We start from the raw sequence: 25,163 nt of genomic DNA on the forward strand, positions 1-25,163 counted from the left end.
ACCCCATGAATACCTTTACCGTACAGCCCGGAGGCCAGCTTGCGGGCCACGCCCGCGTGCCGGGCGACAAATCGATTTCCCACCGCGCCATCATGCTCGGGGCGCTGGCCGAGGGGGAGACCCATGTGACCGGCTTTCTCGAAGGGGCGGATTGCATCGCCACGCTGGAGGCCTTCCGCGCGATGGGCGTGGCCATCGAGCGCACCGGACCGGGCTGCGTGCGCATCCAGGGCGCCGGCCTGCGCGGGCTGCAGGCCCCGCCGACTGCGCTGGACATGGGCAACTCGGGGACCGCGATGCGGCTGCTGTGCGGGGTCCTCGCCGGGCAGGCCTTCGACAGTGAACTGGTCGGCGATCGCTCCCTCTCCGGGCGTCCGATGCGCCGGGTCACCAACCCGCTGGCCCGCATGGGGGCCAGGATCGAGACCAGCGATGCCGGGACGCCGCCGCTGCGGGTGCATGGCGGCGCCCCTCTGCGGGGTACCGATCACGTGCTCGAGGTGGCCAGCGCCCAGGTGAAGTCGGCCCTGCTGCTGGCCGGCCTGTGGGCGGATGGCAAGACCTGCGTGACCGAGCCGGCACCCACACGGGATCACACCGAACGCATGCTGGCCGGCTTCGGTTACGCGGTCGAACGCGACGGGCCACGGGCCTGCGTCGAGGGGGGTGGCCGGCTGATCGCCAGTCCGGTCGATGTGCCGGCGGATATCTCCTCGGCCGCTTTCTTCCTGGTCGGTGCCTCGATCGCGGCCGGTTCGCGCATGCGCCTGGAGCATGTCGGCATCAATCCGACCCGCACCGGCGTAATCGATATCCTGCGCCTGATGGGCGCCGAGATCCGCATCCTCAACGAACGCGAAGCGGGCGGCGAGCCGGTGGCGGATCTGGAGGTCGAGGCCGCCCGGCTCAAGGGGATCCAGATTCCGGAGCACCTGGTGCCGCTGGCGATCGACGAATTCCCCGCGATCTTCGTCGCCGCGGCCTGCGCCGAGGGCGAGACCGTACTGACCGGCGCCGAGGAGCTGCGGGTCAAGGAGAGCGACCGTATCCAGGTGATGGCCGACGGCCTCGCCGCACTCGGGGTCGACTGCGCCGTGCAGCCAGATGGTATCCGGATCCGGGGTGGCGACGGCTTCACCGGTGGCGAGATCAACAGTCATGGCGACCACCGTATCGCCATGTCGTTCGCGATGGCGGGGCTGCGGGCCACCGCCCCCATCCTGATCCACGATTGCGCGAACGTGGGTACATCCTTCCCCGGCTTTGTGGCGCTTGCGCGCGAGGCCGGGCTGCAGCTGGAGGCCGCATGAGTTCGGAAGTTCCGGTACTGACCATCGACGGCCCGGGCGGGGCCGGCAAGGGCACGGTCTGCATGCGCGTGGCCGCCGCCATGGGCTGGCATCTGCTGGACAGCGGCGCGCTGTACCGTCTGTTGGGGCTGGCAGCACGCCAGCACGGGGTCGAGCTGACCGACGAGGCCGCGCTCGTTCGACTGGCCGCCGGTCTCGACGTCGACTTCGAGGTGAATCGAGACGCTACGGCGGTCACGACCCTGCTTGAGGGGGCGCCGGTCGATCAGCTGCTGCGCACCGAACAGGCGGGCAGCGACGCCTCCCAGGTGGCCGCCATCCCGGCCGTGCGCGAGGCCCTGCTGGAGCGCCAGCGAGGCTTCGCCAAGCCCCCCGGGCTGGTCGCGGACGGGCGCGATATGGGGACCGTGGTCTTCCCCGCGGCGGACCTGAAGATCTTTCTCACCGCCTCCGCGGAGGAAAGGGCACGCCGGCGTTACATGCAGTTGAAGGAACAAGGACTTAGTGCTAATCTCTCCGCCCTTCAGGACGAGATGGAGGCCCGCGACCGTCGCGACCGCGAACGCAGCGTGGCCCCCCTCAAGCCCGCCGAAGATGCCTGGGAACTGGATACCACGGACCTCGACATCGTTGGCGTGGTGGACATGATCCTGGAGCGCCTCCGGGACGTACTCCCGGAACAAAGCCCCCGCCCCGCGGAATAAGCCGTCGGAAGCGGGATCATCAACGTCTAGAACTGGTTGCAGGAAGTTTCTGCAAGCATTTGTTAAACCACAGGTTCACAAATCCATGAGTGAAAGTTTCGCGCAACTGCTCGAAGAGAGCATGGCCTACACCCAGATGCAGCCGGGTGCCATCCTCAGTGCCACCGTCATTGAGGTCACCCCGGACGTCGTCGTGGTGAACGCCGGCCTGAAGTCCGAGGGGGTCATCCCCACCGAGCAGTTCATGAACGACGAGGGTGAGCTCGAGGTCAAGGTCGGCGATGTCGTCGAAGTGGCCCTAGAGACCCCGGAAGACGGTTTCGGCGAGACGCGCATGTCGCGCGAAAAGGCCAAGCGGGCCAAGGCCTGGGACCGTCTCGAAGGTGCGATGGAAGAAGAGCAGTACGTCACCGGCAAGATCTCCGGCAAGGTCAAGGGCGGTTACACCGTCGAGCTGGGCGATATCCGGGCGTTCCTGCCGGGTTCACTCGTGGATGTCCGTCCGGTGCGCGATACCGCGTACCTGGAAGGCAAGGAGCTGGAGTTCAAGCTCATCAAGCTGGATCGCCGCCGTAACAACGTGGTCGTGTCGCGCCGCGCCGTGGTCGAGCAGGAATACAGCGCCGAGCGCGAGGAACTGCTGAAGAACCTGCAGGAAGGCGCGCAGGTCAAGGGCATCGTCAAGAACCTGACCGATTACGGTGCGTTCCTGGATCTGGGCGGCATCGACGGCCTGCTGCACATCACCGACATGGCCTGGAAGCGCGTCAAGCATCCGTCCGACGTGGTCGAGATCGGCCAGGAAGTCGAGGTCAAGGTCCTGAAGTTCGATCGCGAGCGCATGCGTGTGTCGCTGGGCCTGAAGCAGCTGGGCGAGGATCCGTGGGAGAACATCACCCGCCGTTACCCGACCGGCACCCGCATCTTCGGCAAGGTCACCAACATCACCGACTACGGCTGCTTCGTGGAAATCGAAGACGGCGTGGAAGGCCTGGTGCACGTGTCCGAGATGGACTGGACCAACAAGAACGTCAACCCGGGCAAGATGGTCGCGATCGGCGACGAGGTCGAGGTGATGATCCTGGACCTGGACGAAGAACGCCGCCGCATCTCGCTGGGCATGAAGCAGTGCCAGTCGAATCCGTGGGACGACTTCGCGGCCAACCACAACCGCGGCGAGAAGGTCAGCGGCCAGATCAAGTCGATCACCGATTTCGGTGTGTTTGTCGGCCTGGAAGGCGGCATCGACGGCCTGATCCACCTTTCCGATCTGTCGTGGCACGAAGCGGGCGAAGAAGCCATTCGCAACTTCAAGAAGGGTGACGAGGTCGAGGCCGTGGTCCTGTCCGTGGATCCCGAGCGCGAGCGTATCTCCCTGGGCCTGAAGCAGCTGGATCGCGATCCGTTCGCCAACTTCGTGGCCGAGCACAGCAAGGGCAGCATTGTCTCCGGCACGGTCAAGGAAGTGGACGCCAAGGCAGCCGTGGTCGAACTGGCTGACGGCATCGACGGCATCCTGCGCGCGGCCGATATCTCCCAGGACCGCGTGGAAGACGCCAGCACCGTGCTGAAGGTGGGCGATACGGTCGAGGCCAAGTTCATGGGCGTCGACAAGAAGACCCGCGCCATCAGCCTGTCGATCAAGGCCAAGGACCGGGCGGAAGAAGCCGAGATGGTCTCCGACTACGGCAGTAATGCCGGCGGCGGTACCACGCTGGGCGATCTGCTGAAGGAACAGATGGACAAGAACGACTAAGTCCGTTCCGTCGTGGCCCGCGGTGCCAAGGGGTGCCGTGGGCCATTTTGTACCGGGAAACCGGATTTCCTTCCTGTCTGTGACGAGTGCCAGATGACCAAATCGGAATTGATCGAGAACCTCGCCCGGAAGTCACCTCATCTGCCAGCCAGGGACGTGGAGATGTCCGTCAAGGCATTGCTCGAACGCATGAGCCACGCGCTGGCGAACGGGCAACGGGTGGAGATTCGCGGCTTTGGCAGCTTTTCGCTGCACTTCCGGCCACCCCGACTGGGCCGGAACCCCAAGACCGGTGAAGGCGTTGCCTTGCCCGGCAAGCATGTCCCTCATTTCAAGCCCGGCAAGGAATTGCGCGAACGGGTAAACGATTCTGTAGCCGAAAACGGCTAGACCGTCCATGGACGACCGGCGGCGACAGAAGATTCGCAACACCGTGGCGTTTGTCGCGCTGATCCTGATCTCGTCCGCGGTCGGTATTCTTGTTGTTCTGAACGAAGCCCTGGTGACACTGGTGTTGCCGGGTCTCGAGATCGAGGCCCCCCTGGTGGTGTTCCTCGGGTTGGCCGCCTTGTTTGGAGTGATCCTGGCCTCGCTGGTGCTCTGGCTGCGCCTGCGCCGGCTGCGGCAGAAGATCGCCGACCTGCGCGAGCAGAACCATGCCCTCAAGGTCGAGGTCGAGCAGCTGCGTACCGCACCCATGCGGGATTTCTACTAGCCGCATCGCCATGCGGTCTTCCATACCTTTTGTTTCGCTGTCCGTACCCGGGGAGCGTACTCGCCGATGATCAATGACTGGTTCTGGTTGCTGCTCCCGCTCGCCGCGGCAAGTGGTTGGTGGCTGGCACGCTATGGCGTGCCGGAAGACCAGGAAGAGCGCGAGCCGTCACTGGATCGTTACCTCGAGGGCGTACGCCACCTGCTGGATGATCGCACCGATGATGCGCTGCAGGCCTTCATCGAGATGGTGGAGGTCGATCACGAGACTTTCGAGACGCATGTAATCCTCGGGCGGCTGTTCCGGCGCCGGGGCGAGGTGGATCGCGCCATTCGCATCCACCAGAACCTGGTGGCGCGCCCGACGCTGCCGGCGGCCCAGCGGGCCCAGGCCCTTTGCGAGCTCGGCGAGGACTTCCTGCTGGCGGGAGTGCTGGACCGGGCCGAGGCCGTCTTTCGCGAACTCGCGGACTCGCCGCACCAGGCCGTGCCGGCCCTGGAGGGCCTGCGCCAGGTCTACGAAACCCAGCGGGAATGGGAGCGGGCGATCGAGGTGGGCGACCGGCTGAAGGCGCATGGGGTCGCCCATGAACAGCTGCGGATCGCCCACTACCACTGCGAACTGGCGCGGATCGCGCTGGACCAGGACGACCACGAGGAGGCGAGGGCGCGCGCGAAACAGGCCGAGGAACTGGTTCCCGGTCTGTCGCGGGCTCTGCTGATCCAGTCGGAGATTGCGGCGCGCGCCGGCGAGATCCGCGAGGCGATCCGGTTCGGGCGGGATGCCGTGGCGCGCACCCCGCAACTGGCGCCTCTCCTGGTGCCCCGGATCGAGCGCCTGCATCAGGAACTGCCCGGCGAGAACCGTCTGGGGCAGCTGGAGGAACTCCTGGACGACCTGGCCCGAAGTCGCGGGATCACCATGGCGCGGATTGCCCTGATGCGGCTGTACCGGCGCACGGGACGGCTGGACGCCGCGCTTTCCGAACTGGGGCAGATCCTGGCGCAACGCCCGGTCCCGACCTCGGGCCTGCTGGAGGCGGTTCGCTGGATGAAGATCCTGCCGGCGGTGCAGCAATACAGCACGGAATTCTCGGCGTTCGAGAAGGCCCTGGCCGACCAGCTTGGCAGCCAACACTTGTACCAATGCGGGAACTGCGGCTACCAGGGACGGGCGCATGTATGGCAGTGCCCGAGCTGCCGGCGCTGGGATACCCTGCGCGGGCTTGATTTCGATATCGACCAGACGACGGAAGCCGCCGAGGAGGCGTTGATCCGCGAAGGGAGCCACCACCCATGAGCCGACCCACGACAGTGACCCCGGAACCCGCCACGCGCCTGATCGTCGCCCTCGACTTTGCAGAGGCCGATGCGGCGCTGGCATTCGCCCGACAACTCGACCCGGCGCAGTGCGCCCTGAAGGTCGGCTTCGAACTGTTCGTGGTCGCCGGTCCGGCGCTGCTGCAACGGCTCCACGACCTCGGCTTTCGGGTGTTTCTGGACCTGAAGTTTCACGACATCCCGAATACCGTGGCGGCTGCCTGCCGGGCCGCGGCGCGTACCGGCGTGTGGCTGATCAACGTACATGCCAGCGGCGGCCTGGAGATGATGCGGGCCGCACACGAAGCGGTACGCGAAACCAACGACACAACCTCGCTTCTGGCCGTCACGGTGCTGACCTCCAGCGACGCCGGCACCCTGCGTGAGATCGGCGTGAGTCGCGAGCCGGCCGATCAGGTGGGCTTGCTGGGGGAACTGGCGATACAAAAGGCGGGGCTGGAGGGCCTGGTGTGCTCGGCGCAGGAGGCCGCCATGCTGCGGCGCCGGCTGGGCGAGCGGCCACTGCTGGTGACACCGGGGATCCGGCTGGAAGACTCGGGAGGCGATGACCAGAAGCGTGTCATGACCCCCGAGCGGGCCCTGGAGGCGGGCGCCAGCGCGATCGTGGTCGGCCGGCCGATCACCCGCGCCCCCGACCCGGCCGCGGCGATGGAGGCCTTCGTCACACGCCTGAACATGCCGAATGACGCCGTGGAATGAGGGGGTTTTCCGGCGGGGCTGTTCTCGCTAGGATGCCCGGGGTAGTCGCGGATTGAAGGTTGGAATCCGGGTCTACCCCGCGGTGCACGGATGCACCGATCGTTCAACGAAGATAAGGAGCGTTTTCATGAACAAGCTGTTCCAATGCGCGAAGTGCTGGGCCCTGGCGGGCCTCTGTGTCCTGCCACTGGTCATGGTGACCGCCTCGGGTGGCCAGCCAGTTAACCTGAACGGGGCATCGGCCGACGAGCTGGCCGCACTGGAGAACGTGGGACCGGTCAAGGCGCAAGCCATTGTGGAGCACCGCGAGGCACACGGTGACTTCGCCTCGGTCCAGGCCCTGACCGAGGTGTCCGGGATTGGCGAGCGCACCGTGGAGATGAACCTCGACCGCATCGTCGTCGAGTAGCGAGACGGGTGGCGGCATGGGCCGCCACTTACTACCGGCCCCCGGTCGACGGGTCCGAAAGGATGCGTTGGCCGGGGGTTTGCTGTGAAGTCACCAGGAGAAGGAATGAGCCAGAATCACGCCCCGATCCGTACCGCCGTGTTCCCGGTTGCCGGGATGGGTACGCGCTTTCTGCCGGCGACCAAGGCAAACCCGAAAGAGATGCTTCCGGTCGTGGACAAGCCGTTGATCCAGTACGCGGCGGAGGAGGCGGTGGCCGCGGGCATCGAGACCCTGGTGTTCGTGACCGGGCGAAACAAGCGATCCATTCCGGATCACTTCGACAAGGCCTACGAACTCGAACACGAGCTGGAAGAGCGGGGCAAGACCGAACTGCTCGAGCAGGTTCGGAACATCGTTCCCCCCAATGTGACCTGCGTCTATGTGCGTCAGTCCGACGCACTCGGTCTCGGACATGCGGTGGCCTGCGCGCATCCGATCGTCCGCAACGAACCCTTCGCGGTAATCCTGGCCGATGACCTGATCGAATCGGCCAACGGCGGGGCGACGCGGCAGATGGTCGAGCAGTACGCCGAGCACGGCTGCAGCGTCCTTGGGGTGGAGGAGGTACCGCCCGATCGCACCCACCAGTACGGCATTATCGACCCGGTGCAGACCGGACCGCGCAGCTGGGACGTCAAGGGCATCGTGGAAAAGCCCGACCCCGACCATGCGCCGTCCAGTGTCGCGGTGGTCGGGCGCTATGTCCTGACCCCGAAGATCTTCGAAATGCTGGCGACCCAGAAGCCGGGGGCGGGCGGCGAGATCCAGCTGACGGACGCGATCGCACGCCTGCTCGAACTGGAACGGGTGACGGCCTTCAACTTCGAGGGGCGTCGCTTCGACTGTGGGTCGAAGCTGGGTTACCTGGAGGCCACGGTGGAGTTTGCACTCAACCATCCGGAACTGAAGGACGACTTCGCCGCATACCTCCGGGCCCGCTCGGCGGGCTGATCGAGTCCGTCACAACCCGGGCCGCTACCACCAGAAACGGCGCTGGCGCGGCCGGATGGGCAGGCGGCCTCGCCAGTACTGGATCAGCAAGAAGCCGAAGGCCATGCCGCCCAGGTGGGCGAAGTGGGCGATGCCGGCGAGGGTGCCCGAGATTCCCAGGTACAGTTCCAGCGCCCCGTAGCCGATGACGAAATACTTCGCCTTGATCGGAATCGGCAGGAAGATCAGGAACAGGCGCTGGTTGGGGAACATCATCCCGAACGCCAGCAGCACCCCGAATACGCCCCCCGACGCGCCGATGGTCGGATAGATCATGTCGCCGTTGCCGTAGGCGGTCACGAACAGCTGCACCAGCCCGGCCCCGATCACGCAGACCAGGAAATACACGGCGAAAGTGCGCGAGCCCCAGGCATTCTCGATCTGCACCCCCAGCATCCACACGGCAAACAGGTTCACGAACAGGTGAATCGGGCCGCCGTGCAGGAAGCCGTAGGTCACCAGCTGCCATAACTGGAAGTCCGGGACCCGCATCCAAGTGCCGTCCTGGTGGATAGTGGCGGGGGTGCCGACGGGCCAGAGCCCGAAATGGTTGACGAGCCAGTCCCCCAGCCAGGGCATCGCGAGAAACAGAGCGACGTTGGTGATCAGCAGGAAGCCGATCACCGGCGGCAGCATGCTGAAATCGGGGTGCCGCGGATCCGGATGCGTCATGGGCGCGGGCGGGCGTCAGGTGCCGCTGAAGTCGTCGGTCACGGCGCCCCGGCTCGCCGAACCCACCAGCCGGGCATACTTGGCCAGCACCCCGCGATCAAAGCGCGGGGCGGGGGCCGTCCAGAGGGACTGCCTACGCTCCAGCTCGGCGTCATCGACCTGGAGGGCCAGCCGGTTCTCGCCGGCATCAATCTCGATGACGTCCCCATCCTGGACCAGCGCGATCGTTCCGCCGACAGCGGCCTCCGGCGCGACATGGCCAACCACCATCCCGTAGGTGCCGCCGGAGAAGCGACCATCGGTAATCAGGCCGACCGCATCGCCCAGACCAGCCCCGATAATGGCCGCGGTGGGGGCCAGCATCTCGCGCATGCCGGGCCCGCCGCGCGGCCCCTCGTAGCGGATGACCAGGATATCCCCCGCCTGGATCCGTCCGGCCAGGATCGCGTCCAGGCATTCTTCCTCGGAATCAAAGCAGCGCGCGGGGCCCGAGATCGCGGTCCGCTTGAGACCAGTGATCTTGGCCACGGCGCCCTCGGCGGCCAGATTCCCCTTGAGGATGGCCAGGTGCCCGTGTGGATACAGCGGCCGGTCGAGGGGGCGAATGATGTCCTGGTCCTCCGGGGGAGTCGGAGGGATATCGCGCAGGGTCTCGGCCAGCGTCGCGCCGGTGATGGTCAGGCAATCGCCGTGCAACCACCCGGCATCCAGCAGCATCTTCATCACCTGGGGTGTCCCGCCCACCGCATGGAACTGGGTGGTGACATAGCGCCCGGAAGGCTTCAGGTCGCACAGGACCGGGACCTTGCGTCGAACCCGCTCGACATCGTCGATGTCCAGCGGCACATCCGCCGCGTGCGCGATCGCCAGCAGATGGAGTACGGCATTGGTGGAACCGCCCAGCGCCATGACCACGGCGAGGGCATTCTCGAAGGCCTCGCGGGTCAGAATGTCGCGTGGCCGGCGGTTGGCGTGGATTGCGTCCAGCAGGACCTCCGCCGAACGCGCCGCGGAATCGCCCTTTTCCGGGTCCTCCGCCGCCTGGGTGGAGGACCCGGGCAGGCTCATCCCCATGGCCTCGAAAGCGCTGGACATGGTGTTGGCGGTAAACATGCCGCCACAGGAACCGGCGCCGGGGCAGGCGTTCTTCTCCACGCCGAGCAGATCCTCGTCGGATAGCTTGCCAGCCCCATGCTGGCCCACGGCCTCGAAGGCGCTGACAATGGTCAGGTCCTGATCCTTGTAGTGCCCCGGCTTGATCGTGCCACCGTAGACGAAGATCCCGGGCACATTGAGCCGGGCCAGCGCGATCATCGCTCCGGGCATGTTCTTGTCGCAGCCACCGGTGGCCAGGATGCCGTCCAGGCTCTGGCCATTGACGACCGTCTCGATGGCATCCGCGATGACCTCGCGCGAGACCAGGGAGTACTTCATCCCGGGGGTGCCCATCGAGATGCCGTCGGAGATGGTGATTGTGCCGAAGGTCTGGGGCATGCCCCCGGCCTGACGCACCGCCTGCTCGGCGCGGGCGGCGAGGGCGCCGATCCCCATATTGCAGGGGGTGATGGTGCTGTGGGCGTTGGCGATCCCCACGATCGGGCGCCGAAAATCGTCATCTCCGAAACCGACCGCGCGCAGCATCGCGCGATTCGGCGTCCGGCGGGGGCCTTCGGTGACGACGCGACTGCGCCGGTTGTCCTGTGCCATATGCGTCCCTGTCGTATTGGGTTGAACGGGGTGCCCCAAGAAGCGGCGGCCGCGATCAATGGGCGCCGGGATCCCCGTGGCGCGAATAGCGTCCATTCATGAACCGGTCAAAGAACTGCCCGAGGGCCGGATGCTCGATCTGCTCCCCGCGCGGATCCGGTTCCAGGTGGCGTTCGGCCACGTAGGTGCTGTGCGAATAGCCATCCACCAGTACGTGATACCACGGCTGATCCTTCGGCGGACGACTCCTGGCCACCGTCTCGTACCATTCATCGGAACCGGCGTATACCGGGTCCACATCGACGATCACACCGCGGTAATCGAACTTGGTATGGTGAACCAGTTCACCGACGGTAAAGCGTGTGCGTGTGGTCATGATCCCCTCTGTACTGCGTCGGTGCGCCTTTTCTATTGTGGACCGCCACCGGCGTTGCATGTTCAGGGCACGCCGCGCCGGTTTACCTGTTTGCAGCTCCTGACACGCCCTCACGGAACCGCCATGAATCGTAACCCGACCGGCCTGAGTCCACGTTTCCACAACGAAGTCCCGCAGGGCGATGATCGCGAGCGCCGCGTCTGTGACCATTGTGGCTTCGTGGACTACGAGAACCCGCGAATCATCGTCGGGAGCGTGGCCATATGGGAGGATCGCGTCCTGCTATGTCGCCGGGCGATCGAGCCCCGCCGAGGTTACTGGACCCTGCCGGCCGGTTTCATGGAAAAGGGCGAGAGCCCGGGTGAGGGCGCCCGCCGCGAGGCCTGGGAAGAGGCCCGCGCGGAGCTGGAAGTCGATCAGTTGCTGGGGGTGTACAGCGTGCCGCACGTCGGGCATGTGCAGATGATCTACCGGGCGCGCCTGCTGAGCGACACGATCGCCCCCGGCCCGGAGTCCGAAGAGGTGAAGCTGTTCCCGTTCGACGCCTTGCCGCCGCTGGAGGAACGCGCGTTCCCGTCCGTGAGCTGGGCGCTGCGTCATTACCTGGAAACCCGCGAGCGGATCGACTTCGCCCCGCGCTCGGCGCCGTTGCCGGAGGCGGACGAAGCGGTGCCGGGGCTCTGAACCATTCTGCCAACTATTGTGGCGCGTCGCGCTGCGGCCCGTAGTGGCGGAACTTCTCCAGCACCCGGTCCATCTCCGCGTCATCCAGCAGCGCGGGCCCGCCGATCTGCAGACTCAGGACGTACTGGCGCGCCAGCAGCTCGACTTCCTCGGTGAGCCACAGGGCCCGCTCAAGGTCCGGCCCGGTGGCGATCATGCCGTGGTTGGCGAGTAGACAGGCAGTACGGTCCTCGAGGGCCTCAACCGCCAGGCGCGAAAGCGCCTCCGTACCGAAGGTCGCATACGGCGCGCAGCGAATGGAGTTCCCGCCCGCCGCCGCGATCATGTAGTGCAGGGCAGGGATGTCGCGTCCCTGGATGGCCACCACGCTGGCGTACACAGAGTGCACGTGGACAACCGCGCCCAGCTCCGGGCGGGCCTGCAGGATCGCGCGGTGGAAGTGCCACTCGCTGGAGGGCTTGCGCTGCGGGTCCCAGCGCCCGGCGGCATCCACGTACACCAGGTCCTCCGGACGCAGGGCCTCGTAGGGCACACCGGATGGCGTGATCAGCATGCCATCGCCCAGGCGCACACTGATGTTGCCCGACGTGCCCTGATTGAGGCCACGGCGGTTGGTCTCCAGGCCGGCGCGGATGACGGCCTCGCGCAAGGCGGTCGCGTCGGCGGGTGGGAGGGTGTATTCGTGCATGTGGGTACCAGACGACTGGGTGCCGGGCGATTGTAACGGGCCTCCGGGAACCCCGCGCGCGGAGCAGGGTCAATGGGGCAGGTCTGGCGAGTTTTCGCGGGACCCTTCGCCCCGTGGCAAGGCGGCCGGCGGGTCGTCTACAGTTCTCGGGTAGCGTTCAGGCTTCGGCTCGCCCGCCACGGGCGAGATTCTTTTCGTTACAGGGAGGAAGCACCATGAAGAATGCCGCACGTCTTGTCACCGCCTCGGCCGTGGCCGCCGCGCTCACCCTCGGGTTGAGCGCTGGCAGCACCGTCCACGCCTTTGACGAACACGAGGCGACCATCGACTACCGTCAGGGCGTGATGCGCGCGATCGGCGGGAACGTCGGGGCCATCGCCGCCGTGGTCGTGGATGGAGCCGATTTCGGGGACAACCTCGAGATGCACACCAGCCAGCTGGTGGCGCTCAGTCAGGATATCCCCAGCCTGTTCCCCGAGGGCAGCGACTTCCCGGATACCGATGCCAAGGAAGAGATCTGGGATGACTGGGAGCGCTTCGAGGAACTCTCCAACGACACCCGCGAGGCCGCCGAGGCGCTCCATGCCGCCGTGGAGGCGGGCAACGAAGACGAATACGCCATTCGCTTCCGCAACCTCGGGCAGTCCTGTCAGGCCTGCCACGACGACTTCCGCCGCGACTGATCGGTGGCAATGGCGGGTACCAAACGAGGGCCGACAGCCTGGCTGCCGGCCCTCTGTCTTGCCGGCCTGATCGGGTCCGCCCCCATACAGGCGGACACCTCGATCGGTGAGCTGGAGCCCGAGGCGGACGCGGAGGATCGCATCGCCTATGGCGAGTACGTCCTGCGGGCCGGGGGCTGTGTCACCTGCCACACGGCGGAAGACGGCGAGTTTCTGGCCGGCGGGCGCCCCATCGAGAGCCCCTTTGGCGTGTTCTACGGGCCCAACATCACGCCGGATCCGGAACACGGCATCGGCGGATGGTCCGAGGACGACTTCAAGCGCGCGCTCCAGCAGGGCCGCGGGCCGGACGGACGGCATTACTATCCCGCGTTTCCGTTTACCTCCTACACCCGCATGAAGGACGAGGACATCGAGGCCTTGTGGGCCTTCCTGCAGGCCGAGGTCGAGCCTGTGGCGCGGGAGAACACGCCGCACGATCTGGTCTGGTACGCGCGGTTCCGGCCGTCCCTGATGGGCTGGAAGTGGCTGCATTTCGAGCCGGGGGCCTTCGAACCCGACCCGGACGAATCGGAGCCGTGGAACCGCGGCGCCTACCTGACCCTGGCCCTCGGCCACTGCATGGAGTGCCACACCCCGCGCACTCGGACCGGCGGTCTCGACCTGGAGCGGCTGGGCGCCGGGGCCCGCCTGCCGGACGGGGATGTCGCCTCGAACATCACCCCGGATCGCGAGACCGGCATCGGACGCTGGGGCGAACGCCATATCGCCCGCTACCTGGAGATGGGCCTGACCCGCGACGGCGACTTTGCCGGCGGCGCCATGGCCGACGTGATCGACCACGGCACCGCTCATCTGACCGACGAAGACCGCCGCGCGATTGCCGTCTACCTGCAGTCGCTGGAGCCCCTCGAGCACGAGCCAGAGTAGGGTAACGGGACCGTAACCCCCCAAACGAAAAAAGCCAGGTCATGGTGACCTGGCTTTTTCTTTGTCTGGCTCCCCGGGACGGGCTCGAACCGCCGACCTAGTGATTAACAGTCACCCGCTCTACCGACTGAGCTACCGGGGAATTGGGCGCAAATCCTAATCGGGCGGGGCGGGGGCGTCAAGGAAAATCTGGCCGCCCGACGCGTTTCGCCGCCGTACCCGGTGTCAGTGGTGGCGCGCCACGAACTCGCGCAGGCGCTCCAGGGCCTTGTCGAGCTGGTCCACGCTGGTGGCGAACGAGACACGCACATGGCCCGGCGCGCCGAAGGCGCTCCCCGGAACCAGGGCCACGCCCACCTCGTCCAGCAGCTGCTTGGTCAGGGCGACGTCGGTGTCGATATCGGCTGCCGCCATCAGGCCGGTGACGCGAGGGAAGCAGTAGAAGGTGCCGTCCGGCATGAGGCAGTCGAGCCCCTCGATGGCATTGAGGCCGTCCACGACGTGGCGAGCGCGCTCGGCGAAGGCCGAACACATGGCCACCACGCAGCCCTGGTCGCCGTTCAATGCGGCCTCGGCGCCGGCCTGGGCAATGGAGGTCGGATTGGAGGTGCTTTGCGACTGGATCTTCTTCATCGCCGCGATCAGGTTCTTCGGACCACCGGCGTAGCCGATGCGCCAGCCGGTCATCGCATAGGCCTTGGATACGCCATTCAGCACCACGGTGCGCTCGAGCAGATCCGGGGCGACGTTGACGATGTTCACGAACGGGGCCGAGCCAAACCGGATATGTTCGTACATGTCATCCGTGGCAATGACCACACGGGGGTGGCGCCGCAGCACCTCGGCCAGTTCGGTCAACTCGGCGGCCGAATACGCCGCGCCCGTGGGATTGGACGGGCTGTTCAGGAACACCAGGCGGGTGTTCGGGGTGATCGCGGCCTCCAGCTGTTCCCCGGTGATGCGGAAGCCGGCATCCTGCTCGGCGCTGACGATCACCGGGCGCGCCCCGGCCAGCAGGGCGATATCCGGGTAGGACACCCAGTAGGGGGCGGGGATCACGACCTCGTCCCCGGGATTCAGCAGGGCCTGGCAGAGATTGAAGATGCTTTGCTTGCCACCGGAGGACACCAGGATCTGGTCAGGGGTGAACGTCAGGCCGTTGTCGCGATCGAATTTGCGGATGATGGCCGCCTTGAGGCTGGCCGTACCGTCCACCGGAGTGTACTTGGTTTCTCCGCGGGCAAGCGCGTCCACCGCCGCCTGCTTGATATGCTCGGGGGTATCGAAATCCGGTTCTCCGGCCCCCAGCCCGACGATGTCCCGCCCCTCCGCGCGAAGCTGAGCGGCCAGCGCGCTGACGGCGAGAGTGGGGGAGGGCTGGATGCGCTGGACGCGGTCGGAAAGCTCGATATCCAAGGGGTAGGCCTCTGTGTGATCGGGTCGATGGGCCGCGCGGGCGGTCGGGGCGAAATGATACTGAAATCAGGCGCGGAGGATAAGGTGCAGCCAGGCGAAGGCGAACAATTCAAGGTCGTATCGGAGTATCAGCCGGCGGGCGATCAGCCGACGGCGATCCGTGCGCTGACCGAAGGGCTGGAGGCCGGCCTCGCGCACCAGGTCTTGCTCGGCGTAACCGGATCGGGCAAGACCTTCACCATCGCCAACGTGATCGAGCAGGTACAGCGCCCCACCATCATCCTGGCACCCAACAAGACGCTGGCGGCGCAGTTGTACGGGGAATTCAAGGAGTTCTTCCCGCACAACACGGTGGAGTACTTCGTTTCCTACTACGACTACTACCAGCCGGAGGCCTACGTCCCGTCGTCGGACACCTACATCGAGAAGGACGCCTCGATCAACGATCACATTGAGCAGATGCGCCTGTCCGCCACCCGTGCGCTGCTGGAGCGGCGCGACGCAATCATCGTGGCCTCGGTGTCGGCCATCTACGGCCTGGGCGACCCGCGCAAGTATCTGTCGATGGTGCTGCACGTGGAGCGCGGCGACCGGATCGACCAGCGCGACCTGCTGCGCCGTCTGGCGGAGCTGCAGTACACCCGCAACGACACCGAGCTGCGCCGCGCCACCTACCGCGTACGCGGCGAGGTGATCGACATCCACCCGGCGGAATCCGACAGCGAGGCGGTGCGCATCGAGCTGTTCGACGACGAGGTGGAGCGGCTGTCGTACTTCGATCCGCTAACCGGCGAACAGCTGCGCACGGTGCCGCGTCTGACGATCTACCCCAAGACGCACTACGTAACACCGCGCGAGACCCTGCTGGAGGCCGTGGACCACATCCGCGACGAACTCAAGGAGCGCCTGGACTTCCTGCGCAAGGAGGATCGGCTGGTCGAGGCTCAGCGTCTGGAACAACGCACGCTGTTCGACCTGGAGATGATCCTGGAGATCGGGTACTGCAACGGGATCGAAAACTACTCGCGCTACCTCTCCGGACGCGCCCCGGGCGAGCCGCCGCCGACCTTTTTCGACTACCTGCCGAAGGATGCGCTGCTGGTCATCGACGAATCCCATGTCTCGGTGCCGCAGGTCGGGGGGATGTACAAGGGCGACCGCTCGCGCAAGGAGACCCTGGTGGAATACGGCTTCCGCCTGCCATCGGCTCTGGACAACCGTCCGCTGCGTTTCGAGGAGTTCGAGGCCCTGATGCCGCAGACGATCTACGTCTCGGCCACCCCCGGCCCGTACGAGCGCGAACATGCCGGGGCGATTGTCGACCAGGTGGTCCGCCCGACCGGGCTGCTGGACCCGGAACTGGAGGTCCGTCCGGCCGGTACGCAGGTGGACGACGTCCTCTCGGAGGTGCGCGATCGCGTCGAACGCGACGAACGGGTTCTCATCACCACCCTGACCAAGCGCATGGCCGAGGACCTGACGGATTACCTCACCGAACACGGCGTGCGCGTGCGCTATCTGCACTCGGATATCGACACGGTGGAACGCATGGAGATCATCCGCGACCTGCGACTGGGGGAGTTCGACGTCCTGGTCGGGATCAACCTGCTGCGCGAAGGGCTGGATATGCCCGAGGTCTCCCTGGTGGCGATCCTGGACGCGGACAAGGAGGGCTTCCTGCGCTCCGACCGCTCGCTGATCCAGACCATCGGCCGCGCCGCGCGCAACGTGAACGGCAAGGCCATCCTCTACTCCGACAAGATCACCGGCTCCATGCAACGCGCCATCGACGAGACCGAGCGCCGCCGGGCCAAACAGATCGAGCACAACGAGGCCCACGGCATCACGCCCCAGGGCATCCGCAAGAACATCGCGGACATCCTCGAGGCGCGCAACGCCACGCCCGGTTCCAGCGGCCGCCGCGGGCGGAAGGTCGCGGAGGAGGGCGCTGATTATCTGGGGGCGCCGGAGAACGCGGCGAAGGAGATCGAGCGCCTCGAACAGGAGATGTTCGCAAAAGCACGCGACCTCGAATTCGAGGAGGCGGCCCGCATCCGCGATCGCATCGAGAAGCTCAAGGCACTCGCCTTTCTCCCCGAAGCCTCGCTATCCTGAAAAGATGGCTCCCGCGGGAGCGCCGATTCGAGCCTTGAGTGATGTCCCAGAACGACCCCTTGCCCCTGGGTCCGGTGATGCTCGACGTCACCGGAATCGAACTCACCCCGGAAGATCGCGAACGCCTGCGACATCCCGCCACCGGCGGGGTGATCCTGTTTGCCCGCAATGCCGGCACGCCGGCGCAGATCCAGGCGCTGGTCGCCGCGATCCGCGCCGAGCGCCCCGGCATCCTGATCGCCGTGGATCAGGAAGGCGGGCGCGTGCAGCGCCTGCGCGAGGGTTTCACTGCGATCCCGCCCATGCGCCAGCTGGGCCACGTCTACGACTGCGACCGCAACAAGGCCTGTGAACTGGCGCATGCGACCGGCGAGCTGCTCGCGCGGGAACTGCGCGCACTGGATATCGATTTCAGTTTCACGCCCGTCCTCGACCGCGATCTGGAGATCAGTGACGTCATCGGCGACCGGGCGTTTCATTACGACCCGGACGTGATCGCACGCCTCGCCGGCGAACTGATCCGGGGCCTGGCTGCCGCCGGCATGGCCGCGGTCGGCAAGCACTTCCCGGGGCACGGTGCCGTGAAGGCGGATTCCCATGTCGCGCTGCCGGTGGATGATCGCCCCCTGTCCGAAATCGAGAATCAGGATCTCGAGGCCTTCCGGCCCGTGCTTGGAGATCTCGAGGGGATCATGCCGGCGCACGTCCTGTACCCTCAGGTCGACGGCTATCCCGCCGGATTCTCGCGTGTCTGGCTGCAGGACATCCTCCGCCGCGAACTGCGCTATCGCGGCGCCATCCTCAGCGATGACCTGGCGATGGCCGGCGCCGAGGGGATCGGCGACCCCGCGGAACGGGCGGCCGCCGCACGCGCCGCCGGCTGCGACATGGTGCTGATCTGCAACGAGCCGGAACAGGCCGACCGGATCCTGGAGGCCCAGGTGGATCAGCCCCTGTCCGCCGAGTCGGCGCGCCGCCTGGAACGCCTGCGCGCACGGCCCGTCGATGCCGATCCAAACCGCCTCCCGGCGCTTCGCGCGCAGCTCGATCGCTGGCTCCGCGCAAGCCAGCTCGCCACCGCCTGAACCGTGCCGGGCGGCGCATTGGCGCCCGCGCGTCGAGGCGCCTATAATGCGCCACCGGTCTGCGATTGAGCAGCTAGTAATATTCACACTCACCACTGAAGTTGGAGATCCAAAATGGCCGACAAGCTCCTGATCGTCATGGTCAACACCGACCCGAGCAACGCTTCCGAACTGGGTGCCCCGTTCTTCCAGGCCACTGTCGCCGCCGCGATGGAATACGACGTTGAAGTCGTGATGACCGGTCGTGCCGGCGAACTCGCCAAGAAGGGCGTGGCCGAAAACCTGTTCGTGCAGGAAGGCTCCAGCAAGAGCGTCTACGACTTCATGAAGGATGCCCACGAGGCCGGAGTCGTGATGAAGGTCTGCACCCCGACCCTGGATCTGTGGGGCAACGACCTGATCCCGGAAATCGAGGAAACCGTGGGCGGCGCCTACGTGATCTCCGAAGCGATGGACGACGACACGGTGACCTTCACCTACTAAGGTCCTCGACCTTCGTCTGCCAGCCGGCCGGCCCTTGTGCCGGCCGGTTGCGTTTCCGGGGTCCGGAATTTGCGAGCTTGCCTCGCTCCGGATGCTCGGACATGATTTCCCGCACCGACACCCCCAGGACATGCCATGAGCCCGGAACAGGCGCGAGCCACGCTGCGTGATGCCGACTGTCTCTTCAGCCGTGACGCCGTCGAGACCGCGATCGACCGTCTGGCCGAACGCACGGCGGTCGCGCTGAAGGACCGCAATCCGCTGGTGATGGGCGTGATGAACGGGGGTGTGGTGCTGATGGGCGGGCTGCTGACGCGCTGGTCGTTCCCGATGCAGGTCGACTACCTGCATGCCACGCGGTATCGCGGCGGCACCCGCGGCGGCGACCAGCTGCACTGGCTGGCGCGTCCCCAGGCGGCCCTGCAGGACCGTACCGTCGTGATCGTCGACGATATCCTCGACGGCGGCATTACCCTGGAAGGCATCAAGACCTTCTGCGAAGAGCAGGGCGCCCGGCAGGTCGTCTCCATCGTCCTGGTCGACAAGCACAACCCCGACCGGGATCCGGCAATCACCGTCGACTACGCGGCCCTGGAGGCGCCCAACCGCTACCTTTTCGGGTACGGTATGGACTACCAGGACTACCTGCGCAACGCGCCCGGTATCTTCGCCGTGGCCGACCACCAGGGAAGCACTGAGTAATGTCCGCACCCCGCATCGCCGTCATCGGCGGCACTGGTCTAACCCGACTGAAAGACCTGCAGATCACCCGACGCCAGGTGATGCACACGCCCTATGGGGAGCCCTCCGGCCCGCTGGTTTTTGGCCGGCTGAACGACATCGAAATCGTGTTCCTGCCGCGCCATGGGGCGCGCCACACCATCCCGCCACACCAGGTGAACTACCGGGCCAACATCTGGGCACTGCACAACGCCGGTATCGACAACGTGGTCGCCGTCGCCGCGGTCGGCGGGATCACCGAGGAGATGAAACCGGGGGTCGTCGCCATCCCGGACCAGATCATCGACTACACCTGGTCGCGCGCGAACACGTTTTTCGAAGGCGGCGACCTGGAAGAGGTCACGCATATCGACATGACCTGGCCATACAACGAGGCGGTTCGCCAGACCCTGATCCGGGCAATCGACGAACTCGGGATCGAGGCGGTGGAGCACGGGACCTACGGTGCCACACAGGGACCCCGCCTGGAGACGGCCGCGGAGATCGACCGACTGGAACGCGACGGCTGCGACCTGGTCGGCATGACCGGCATGCCCGAGGCGGCCCTGGCGCGCGAACTGGGCCTCAACTACGCCTGCTGCGCCGTGATCGCCAACTGGGCCGCCGGCCGGGCCGAGGGCGAGATCACCATGGACGACATCGCGGCCAATCTGGATGTGGGCATGACGCGGGTCAAACAGATCCTGACCCACGTGATCAGCAGTCTTTCCTGAGAACCGCCGGAGCCCGGCCAAGGCCGGATTCGGGCCCGGACGGGCAAGAGAGGGGCAAGAGAGGGGCAAGAGAGGGGCAAGACCGGGGGAGATACCGGCGACTGACCTGAAACCCGCCAACCGTCGCTCACCTCCTTTTTAACATAATATGTATTATGCGTCGTTATGGGTACAGCCGTACGGCACGAGGCTCGCCCTCAATCCCTGGCGAAGTGCCCGCGTTGTCGTCGGATCACGCGTGCACGGCCTTCTCGATCCCCTCGGTCATCACCTCCACCAGAAAGTCGATCTGGTCTTCGGTGATGACATACGGCGGCATCAGGTAGCTCACGTTCCCCAGCGGTCGCAGCAAGGCACCGCGCGTCAGTCCGTGGCGATAGATGTGCAGGCCGCGGCGTTCCTGCCACGGGTATGGCGTACGGGTCGCCTTGTCCTGCACCAGTTCCACCGCCGCGATCATGCCGTGCTGGCGCACGTCGGCGACGTGCGGATGCGCCGTCAGAGGCTCCAGTCGTTTCGCGATATGTTTGGCAAGTTGACGGTTTTGCTCGATAACCGGATCGGCCTGGAAGATGTCGAGTGTCGCCAGTGCCGCCCTGCACGCCAGCGGATTCCCGGTGTAGGAATGCGAGTGAAGGAACATGTTGAGCTTTTCGTAATCGTCGTAGAACGCCTGGTAGATCGAGTCCGTGGTGAGCACCGCGGCCATGGGCAGATAGCCGGCGGTCAGCCCCTTCGACAGGCACAGGAAATCGGGCGTGATCGGCCCCTGTTCGCAGGCGAACAGGGTGCCGGTGCGGCCAAAGCCCACGGCAATCTCGTCGGCGATCAGGTGCACGCCGTGGCGGTCGCAGGCCGCGCGCAACAGGCGCAAATACTCCGGATCGTACATGCGCATATGGCCGGCGCATTGCACCAGCGGCTCGATGATGACCGCGGCCACCTCGTCGCCATGTGCCGCCAGGGCTTCCTCCATGTGAGCGAACTGCCGCCGGGCGACGTCGGCACAGCTCTCGCCCGCCTCGCGCTCGAAGCAGTCGGGCGCCGGGACAGTGATTACGTCCAGCATCAGCGGTTCGTAGGTGGCGCTGTACAGCGGCACGTCACTGACCGAAAGCGCCCCCAGTGTCTCGCCGTGATAGCTGTTGGAGAGCCGGATGAATCGGGTCTTCCGCGGGCGGCCGACGTTGCGCCAATAATGGAAGCTCATCTTCAGCGCGACCTCGACCCCAGCGCTGCCATTGTCCGCGAGGAAGACCCGCTCCAGGCCGTCCGGGGTGATGTCGATCAGGCGCTCGCAGAGTTCGACCACCGGTTCGTGGGTGCAGCCCGCAAGGATCACGTGCTCCAGCCGGTCCAGCTGGTCCTTGACCGCATCGCCGATTCGCGGATTGGCATGACCGAAGAGATTGACCCACCAGGAACTGATCGCATCCAGGTAGCGGTTACCGTCGAAGTCGTACAACCAGACGCCCTCCCCGCGCTGGATCGGAAGCAGCGGGAGGGTGCCCTCCTCGCCGTAGTCCTTCATCTGGGTACAGGGATGCCAGAGGGCGCGCAGGTCACGCTGCTTCAGGGTGTCGTTGTCCATGGGGCTCTTGCTGTCAGGGGGCGGTTACTCGCCGGATGCGGCCTTGATCGCGGCCAGCTCATCCTCGAAGAAGAAACGCTCTTCGCCGAAGGCCGGTTGCAACTGGTCCAGCCAGGTGGCCTGGTCGTCATAGCGTGCGAAGAAAGGCCGCTGTACCCAGTCGGGATTGCGCGCCTGGATGAAGCGCAGCACGAATACCTTCTCGCCCTGGATCTCGGCCACGCCCTGGATCTCGACCTTGCCGGGTTCCGCGCTCATCGAGGGACCCCGGGCGGTGCGACCCAGTCCCGAAACCCGCTGCATGGCCTCGCGATAGATCTCCCAGGCCCGGGCCAGTGGCACCTCGAAATAGCGTCGGGCGCCGGTGTCGCGCTCGACGAACATGTAGTACGGGATGATCCCCAGGCGGACCTCTTCGCGCCACAGATCCGCCCATGCGCCCGGGTCATCGTTGATGTGCCGCAGCAGCGGGCCCTGGGCACGAATCTCGGCGCCGGTATCCCGGACGCGGCGGATCGCCTCGCGCGCGATCGGGGTACGCAGCTCGTGGGGATGGTTGTAATGGGCCATCAGCGCCACGTGTTTCCCCGCCTCCGCGAGTCGCTCCAGGAGGTGCAGGAGCTCGTCCGCGTCACTGTCCGTGACGAAGCGATAGGGCCAGAACGTCAGGGCCTTGGTGCCGATACGGACGGTCTGGACATGGGCCAGATCCGGCTCCAGCAATCCCTCCAGGTAGGCCTTCAGGTGCTTGGTTTTCATCACCAGCGGGTCGCCGCCCGTCATCAGCAGGTCGCTGATCTCCGTGTGGCTGCGCAGGTAGTCGTGCAGCAATCCGGCATCGGTACTGGCGATCCGCAGTTCCTTGTCTCCGACAAACTGGGCCCAGCGAAAGCAGAAGGTGCAATAGCTGTGGCAGGTCTGCCCCTGTCCGGGGAAGAACAGGACCGTCTCGCGGTACTTGTGCTGCAGCCCGTTGATCACCTCGCCGGCTTCCTCGCTGGGCCGGTTGAGTTCCAGCTGGCCGGCGGGATGCGGGTTCAGGTCCTCGCGCAGTTCACGCGCCAGGGCCTGGATCTCGCCACGTGATGCACCCTTGCGGTGGAGATCGGCCATACGCTCGAAGGCCCCCGGTTCCAGCATCTCCCGCTGCGGGAAGGTCAGCTGGAACATCGGGTCGTCGGGGACGCGATCCCAGTCGATCAGTTCCTCGATCACGTAGTCGTTGACCCGGAACGGCAGCACGCTGGCGACCACGCGCATTTCGAACCGCATGGCCTCCGGCAGCGCCGCGACCGCCGGAATACGATCGAGCGAACGGTCATTGAAGACCCGGAATTCGCGCGACTCGACGGCCCCGAGCTCGGGGTCCCGATAGAACTGGACAACGGAATTCATCCGTCCCTCCTGTACTGGCAAGGTGCAAAACGGCGCAGCGCCTGCGGGAGGCCGGAAGGCGCGGTGGACGAGGCCATGCGGCCGCTGCGAGGGCCCGTTCACCAAACCCGATGACATGGATTGAGGCGCAGACCCGGGGTATTCAGGGAGCCGGCAAATTAACAACTTGCCCGGGGAATCACAACAAGCGCCTGACACGCGGCTGACACGCGGCACCGGTCACGGCGGCTCTGGCGCGCGCACGGTGTTCTACCGGCCGCCCGACTGGGTTACCCTTCGGGCCCGGCCCAGGAGGATCGCATGCACCCGGAATTTCCGCAGGAAGGGATTATCCATCTCAACCATGCCGCCGTCGGCCCATGGCCGCGACGCACCGAGGAGGCGGTCTGCCAGTTCGCCCATACGAACGTCGTCCATGGTTCGCGCGACTACCTCCAGTGGCTGCGGCATGTCGATGCAACCCGGGCGCTCGCCCGCGCGCTGATCGGTGCCCCGTCGGCCGAGGATATCGCCTTCGTCAAGAACACCTCGGAGGCGCTTTCGATGGTGGCCTTCGGCCTCGACTGGCGCCCGGGCGACAACGTCGTGTTCCCGGTCCACGAGTTTCCGTCGAACCGCGTGGTCTGGCTGGCCGCGGCCGAGCGCTTCGGCATCGAGGCCCGCGAGGTGCCGGTTGGTCCGGAGCCGGAACGCGATCTTCTGGCCGCCTGCGACGGGCACACGCGCCTGGTCGCCACCAGCGCGGTACGCTACGACTCCGGGATGCGCATCGACATCCAGGCGCTGGGCGCTGAACTGCGCGCGCGCAGCATCCTGTTCTGCGTCGACGCGATCCAGCACCTGGGCGCCCTGCCCTTTGATGCGCCCGGCTGTCATGCCGATTTCGTGATGGCGGATGCGCACAAGTGGATGCTGGCACCGGAGGGGATCGGGGTGTTCTACGTGAACCCGGAGGCGCGCGAGCAGCTGAAGCTGCAGGAATACGGCTGGAACATGCTGGCGCATGCCGGTGACTTCTCCAACCCCGGCATCGAACCAGCCACCAGCGCCCGGCGGTTCGAGCCGGGCAGCCCGAACATGCTGGGGGTTCACGCCCTGCACGCCAGCCTGTCGCTGCTGCTGGAGACCGGGCTCGAGACCATCGACCACGAAATCCGCGAGCACTGGCTGCACCTGGAGGACGGGTTGCGCAGCCAGGGATGCCGCATCCTGACACCGCGCGGCCGGCGCGCCGGCATCCTCACCTTCCGGCCACCGGTGGACGATCTGGATGCGCTGTACGCCCGGCTTCAGGGGTACGGGGTGCTGTGTGCCCTGCGCGGCGGCGGGATCCGCTTTGCACCCCACTTCTATCTGACGCGGGAACAGATCGACCGCGCGCTGGAGTGCGTGGCCGAGGCTATCCGCGAGAAGGCGGCTGCAGGCGTGCGCTGAGGGTGGCGGATGCGGGTCGACAAGGGGACCCGGACGCGGCGAGCTGCGGCGGGTGACGGGCTCGAACGGCAAGCCCGCCCGAACACCCTGGCCTTTGCCCGGCGGCTAGAACGTGTGGGTCTTGCGGTCCGAGTTCAGCATACCGCCCAGGTGCTCCTCGATGCGGCGATGAGTCACGCCCTTGTCGGACTTGTTGAACTGCACGCCGATGCCGCGCAGGCGGTTGCCCTGCGCCCGTGGCGGGGTGATCCAGACCACCGTGCAGGGCGTCGGCAGGCGGTCCGAATCCTCCAGCAGTGACAGCAGCAAGAAGACTTGATCCCCGAGCTTGTAGGCCTTGTCGGTCGGGATGAACAGCCCGCCGTTGGTCACGAACGGCATGTACGCCGCATACAGCGCGGGTTTTTCCTTGATTGCCAAGGTGAGCATGCCCTGCCCGGCCATAGACCCTCCCGTGTGACCTGATTACGTGCTGGGCCGAGGAG

Annotated in this window: 26 protein-coding genes and 1 tRNA gene; 18 read left to right on the forward strand and 9 right to left on the reverse strand. The window is 66.2% G+C overall.

The window, feature by feature from the left end; translation table 11 throughout:
- Positions 1–5: 5 nt before the first annotated feature.
- The 9 genes from aroA to galU all read left to right on the forward strand — a co-directional run bounded on the left by aroA (position 6) and on the right by galU (position 7,926).
- Positions 6–1,310, forward strand: coding sequence for a 3-phosphoshikimate 1-carboxyvinyltransferase (gene aroA, locus F614_RS0100760; RefSeq protein ID WP_018866296.1), 1,305 nt, complete (start codon positions 6–8; stop codon positions 1,308–1,310).
- Positions 1,307–2,014 (forward strand): (d)CMP kinase, encoded by a 708-nt coding sequence (cmk, locus tag F614_RS0100765; RefSeq protein ID WP_018866297.1) that lies wholly within the window; start codon positions 1,307–1,309, stop codon positions 2,012–2,014. Before aroA ends, cmk begins: the two co-directional genes overlap by 4 nt.
- Before the next feature lie 49 nt (positions 2,015–2,063).
- Positions 2,064–3,770 carry a 30S ribosomal protein S1 gene (gene rpsA, locus F614_RS0100770; protein ID WP_255349356.1) on the forward strand — a complete coding sequence of 569 codons (1,707 nt, stop codon included), beginning with the start codon at positions 2,064–2,066 and terminating at the stop codon, positions 3,768–3,770.
- 93 nt (positions 3,771–3,863) lie between these two features.
- The gene (locus F614_RS14130) at positions 3,864–4,160 is read left to right on the forward strand and encodes an integration host factor subunit beta (RefSeq protein WP_018866299.1); all 297 of its coding nucleotides are present in this window, start codon (positions 3,864–3,866) and stop codon (positions 4,158–4,160) included.
- Positions 4,161–4,167: 7 nt separating this feature from the next.
- Positions 4,168–4,485 (forward strand): lipopolysaccharide assembly protein LapA domain-containing protein, encoded by a 318-nt coding sequence (locus tag F614_RS0100780; RefSeq protein ID WP_019558030.1) that lies wholly within the window; start codon positions 4,168–4,170, stop codon positions 4,483–4,485.
- Positions 4,486–4,551: 66 nt separating this feature from the next.
- Positions 4,552–5,784 carry a tetratricopeptide repeat protein gene (locus F614_RS0100785; RefSeq protein WP_018875466.1) on the forward strand — a complete coding sequence of 411 codons (1,233 nt, stop codon included), beginning with the start codon at positions 4,552–4,554 and terminating at the stop codon, positions 5,782–5,784.
- Positions 5,781–6,524, forward strand: a complete 744-nt coding sequence (gene pyrF, locus F614_RS0100790; protein ID WP_155986816.1) for an orotidine-5'-phosphate decarboxylase — start codon at positions 5,781–5,783, stop codon at positions 6,522–6,524. Before F614_RS0100785 ends, pyrF begins: the two co-directional genes overlap by 4 nt.
- 127 nt (positions 6,525–6,651) lie before the next feature.
- Positions 6,652–6,933, forward strand: a complete 282-nt coding sequence (locus tag F614_RS0100795) for a ComEA family DNA-binding protein (RefSeq protein WP_018866303.1) — start codon at positions 6,652–6,654, stop codon at positions 6,931–6,933.
- 105 nt (positions 6,934–7,038) lie between these two features.
- On the forward strand, positions 7,039–7,926 hold the full coding sequence (gene galU / locus F614_RS0100800) for a UTP--glucose-1-phosphate uridylyltransferase GalU (protein WP_018866304.1): 888 nt from the start codon (positions 7,039–7,041) through the stop codon (positions 7,924–7,926).
- Between the two features lie 24 nt (positions 7,927–7,950).
- On the opposite strand, the gene F614_RS0100805 is transcribed toward galU, so the two are convergent.
- From F614_RS0100805 to hspQ, 3 genes are read right to left on the reverse strand one after another with little or no spacing between them, the layout of a single operon-like run.
- Complete coding sequence (locus tag F614_RS0100805; RefSeq protein ID WP_018875469.1) at positions 7,951–8,637, reverse strand: rhomboid family intramembrane serine protease; 687 nt, start codon at positions 8,635–8,637, stop codon at positions 7,951–7,953.
- A 15-nt stretch (positions 8,638–8,652) separates the two neighbouring features.
- Positions 8,653–10,344 carry a dihydroxy-acid dehydratase gene (ilvD, locus tag F614_RS0100810; RefSeq protein WP_019558032.1) on the reverse strand — a complete coding sequence of 564 codons (1,692 nt, stop codon included), beginning with the start codon at positions 10,342–10,344 and terminating at the stop codon, positions 8,653–8,655.
- Between the two features lie 55 nt (positions 10,345–10,399).
- Positions 10,400–10,720 (reverse strand): heat shock protein HspQ, encoded by a 321-nt coding sequence (gene hspQ, locus F614_RS0100815; protein WP_018866307.1) that lies wholly within the window; start codon positions 10,718–10,720, stop codon positions 10,400–10,402.
- A 123-nt stretch (positions 10,721–10,843) separates the two neighbouring features.
- On the opposite strand from hspQ, the gene F614_RS0100820 reads away from it, so the two are divergent.
- Positions 10,844–11,404, forward strand: coding sequence for an NUDIX domain-containing protein (locus F614_RS0100820; protein ID WP_018866308.1), 561 nt, complete (start codon positions 10,844–10,846; stop codon positions 11,402–11,404).
- Between the two features lie 13 nt (positions 11,405–11,417).
- On the opposite strand, the gene F614_RS0100825 is transcribed toward F614_RS0100820, so the two are convergent.
- A complete protein-coding gene (locus F614_RS0100825) occupies positions 11,418–12,092 on the reverse strand; it encodes an L-fuculose-phosphate aldolase (protein WP_019558033.1) in 675 nt (224 codons plus the stop codon).
- A gap of 215 nt (positions 12,093–12,307) precedes the next feature.
- Here F614_RS0100825 and F614_RS0100830 point away from each other — a divergent pair, with 215 nt between their 5' ends.
- Together F614_RS0100830 and F614_RS0100835 are read left to right on the forward strand one after the other, a co-directional pair.
- Entirely contained in the window at positions 12,308–12,775 is a 468-nt protein-coding gene (locus F614_RS0100830; protein WP_018866310.1) for a cytochrome c, read from the forward strand.
- Positions 12,776–12,784: 9 nt separating this feature from the next.
- On the forward strand, positions 12,785–13,705 hold the full coding sequence (locus tag F614_RS0100835) for a cytochrome c (RefSeq protein WP_018875474.1): 921 nt from the start codon (positions 12,785–12,787) through the stop codon (positions 13,703–13,705).
- 66 nt (positions 13,706–13,771) lie between these two features.
- On the opposite strand, the gene F614_RS0100840 is transcribed toward F614_RS0100835, so the two are convergent.
- Together F614_RS0100840 and F614_RS0100845 are read right to left on the reverse strand one after the other, a co-directional pair.
- Positions 13,772–13,847 (reverse strand) — tRNA-Asn (locus F614_RS0100840).
- Positions 13,848–13,930: 83 nt separating this feature from the next.
- The gene (locus F614_RS0100845) at positions 13,931–15,121 is read right to left on the reverse strand and encodes a pyridoxal phosphate-dependent aminotransferase (protein ID WP_018866312.1); all 1,191 of its coding nucleotides are present in this window, start codon (positions 15,119–15,121) and stop codon (positions 13,931–13,933) included.
- A gap of 84 nt (positions 15,122–15,205) precedes the next feature.
- Between F614_RS0100845 and uvrB the strand changes: the two genes are divergently transcribed.
- From uvrB to F614_RS0100870, 5 genes are all read left to right on the forward strand, one after another.
- Entirely contained in the window at positions 15,206–17,236 is a 2,031-nt protein-coding gene (uvrB, locus tag F614_RS0100850) for an excinuclease ABC subunit UvrB (RefSeq protein ID WP_018866313.1), read from the forward strand.
- Positions 17,237–17,277: 41 nt separating this feature from the next.
- A complete protein-coding gene (gene nagZ / locus F614_RS0100855) occupies positions 17,278–18,321 on the forward strand; it encodes a beta-N-acetylhexosaminidase (protein WP_019558034.1) in 1,044 nt (347 codons plus the stop codon).
- Between the two features lie 114 nt (positions 18,322–18,435).
- Positions 18,436–18,804 (forward strand): DsrE family protein, encoded by a 369-nt coding sequence (locus F614_RS0100860; RefSeq protein ID WP_018866315.1) that lies wholly within the window; start codon positions 18,436–18,438, stop codon positions 18,802–18,804.
- A gap of 135 nt (positions 18,805–18,939) precedes the next feature.
- Positions 18,940–19,506, forward strand: a complete 567-nt coding sequence (locus tag F614_RS0100865) for a hypoxanthine-guanine phosphoribosyltransferase (protein WP_019558035.1) — start codon at positions 18,940–18,942, stop codon at positions 19,504–19,506.
- On the forward strand, positions 19,506–20,258 hold the full coding sequence (locus F614_RS0100870) for an S-methyl-5'-thioinosine phosphorylase (RefSeq protein WP_018875478.1): 753 nt from the start codon (positions 19,506–19,508) through the stop codon (positions 20,256–20,258). The genes F614_RS0100865 and F614_RS0100870 overlap by 1 nt, the downstream gene beginning before the upstream one ends.
- Positions 20,259–20,490: 232 nt before the next feature.
- Here F614_RS0100870 and F614_RS0100875 read toward each other — a convergent pair whose 3' ends face one another.
- Together F614_RS0100875 and F614_RS0100880 are read right to left on the reverse strand one after the other, a co-directional pair.
- On the reverse strand, positions 20,491–21,849 hold the full coding sequence (locus F614_RS0100875; RefSeq protein ID WP_018866318.1) for an adenosylmethionine--8-amino-7-oxononanoate transaminase: 1,359 nt from the start codon (positions 21,847–21,849) through the stop codon (positions 20,491–20,493).
- 24 nt (positions 21,850–21,873) lie between these two features.
- Positions 21,874–23,244, reverse strand: coding sequence for a KamA family radical SAM protein (locus F614_RS0100880; RefSeq protein ID WP_019558036.1), 1,371 nt, complete (start codon positions 23,242–23,244; stop codon positions 21,874–21,876).
- A gap of 300 nt (positions 23,245–23,544) precedes the next feature.
- Here F614_RS0100880 and F614_RS0100885 point away from each other — a divergent pair, with 300 nt between their 5' ends.
- Positions 23,545–24,678 carry an aminotransferase class V-fold PLP-dependent enzyme gene (locus F614_RS0100885; protein WP_018875480.1) on the forward strand — a complete coding sequence of 378 codons (1,134 nt, stop codon included), beginning with the start codon at positions 23,545–23,547 and terminating at the stop codon, positions 24,676–24,678.
- Positions 24,679–24,783: 105 nt separating this feature from the next.
- Here the strand turns inward: F614_RS0100885 and F614_RS0100890 are convergent, their stop codons facing one another.
- On the reverse strand, positions 24,784–25,122 hold the full coding sequence (locus tag F614_RS0100890; RefSeq protein ID WP_017941553.1) for a PilZ domain-containing protein: 339 nt from the start codon (positions 25,120–25,122) through the stop codon (positions 24,784–24,786).
- Positions 25,123–25,163 lie beyond the last annotated feature (41 nt).

Source organism: Thioalkalivibrio sp. ALE12, from assembly GCF_000381105.1.
GTDB lineage: Bacteria > Pseudomonadota > Gammaproteobacteria > Ectothiorhodospirales > Ectothiorhodospiraceae > Thioalkalivibrio.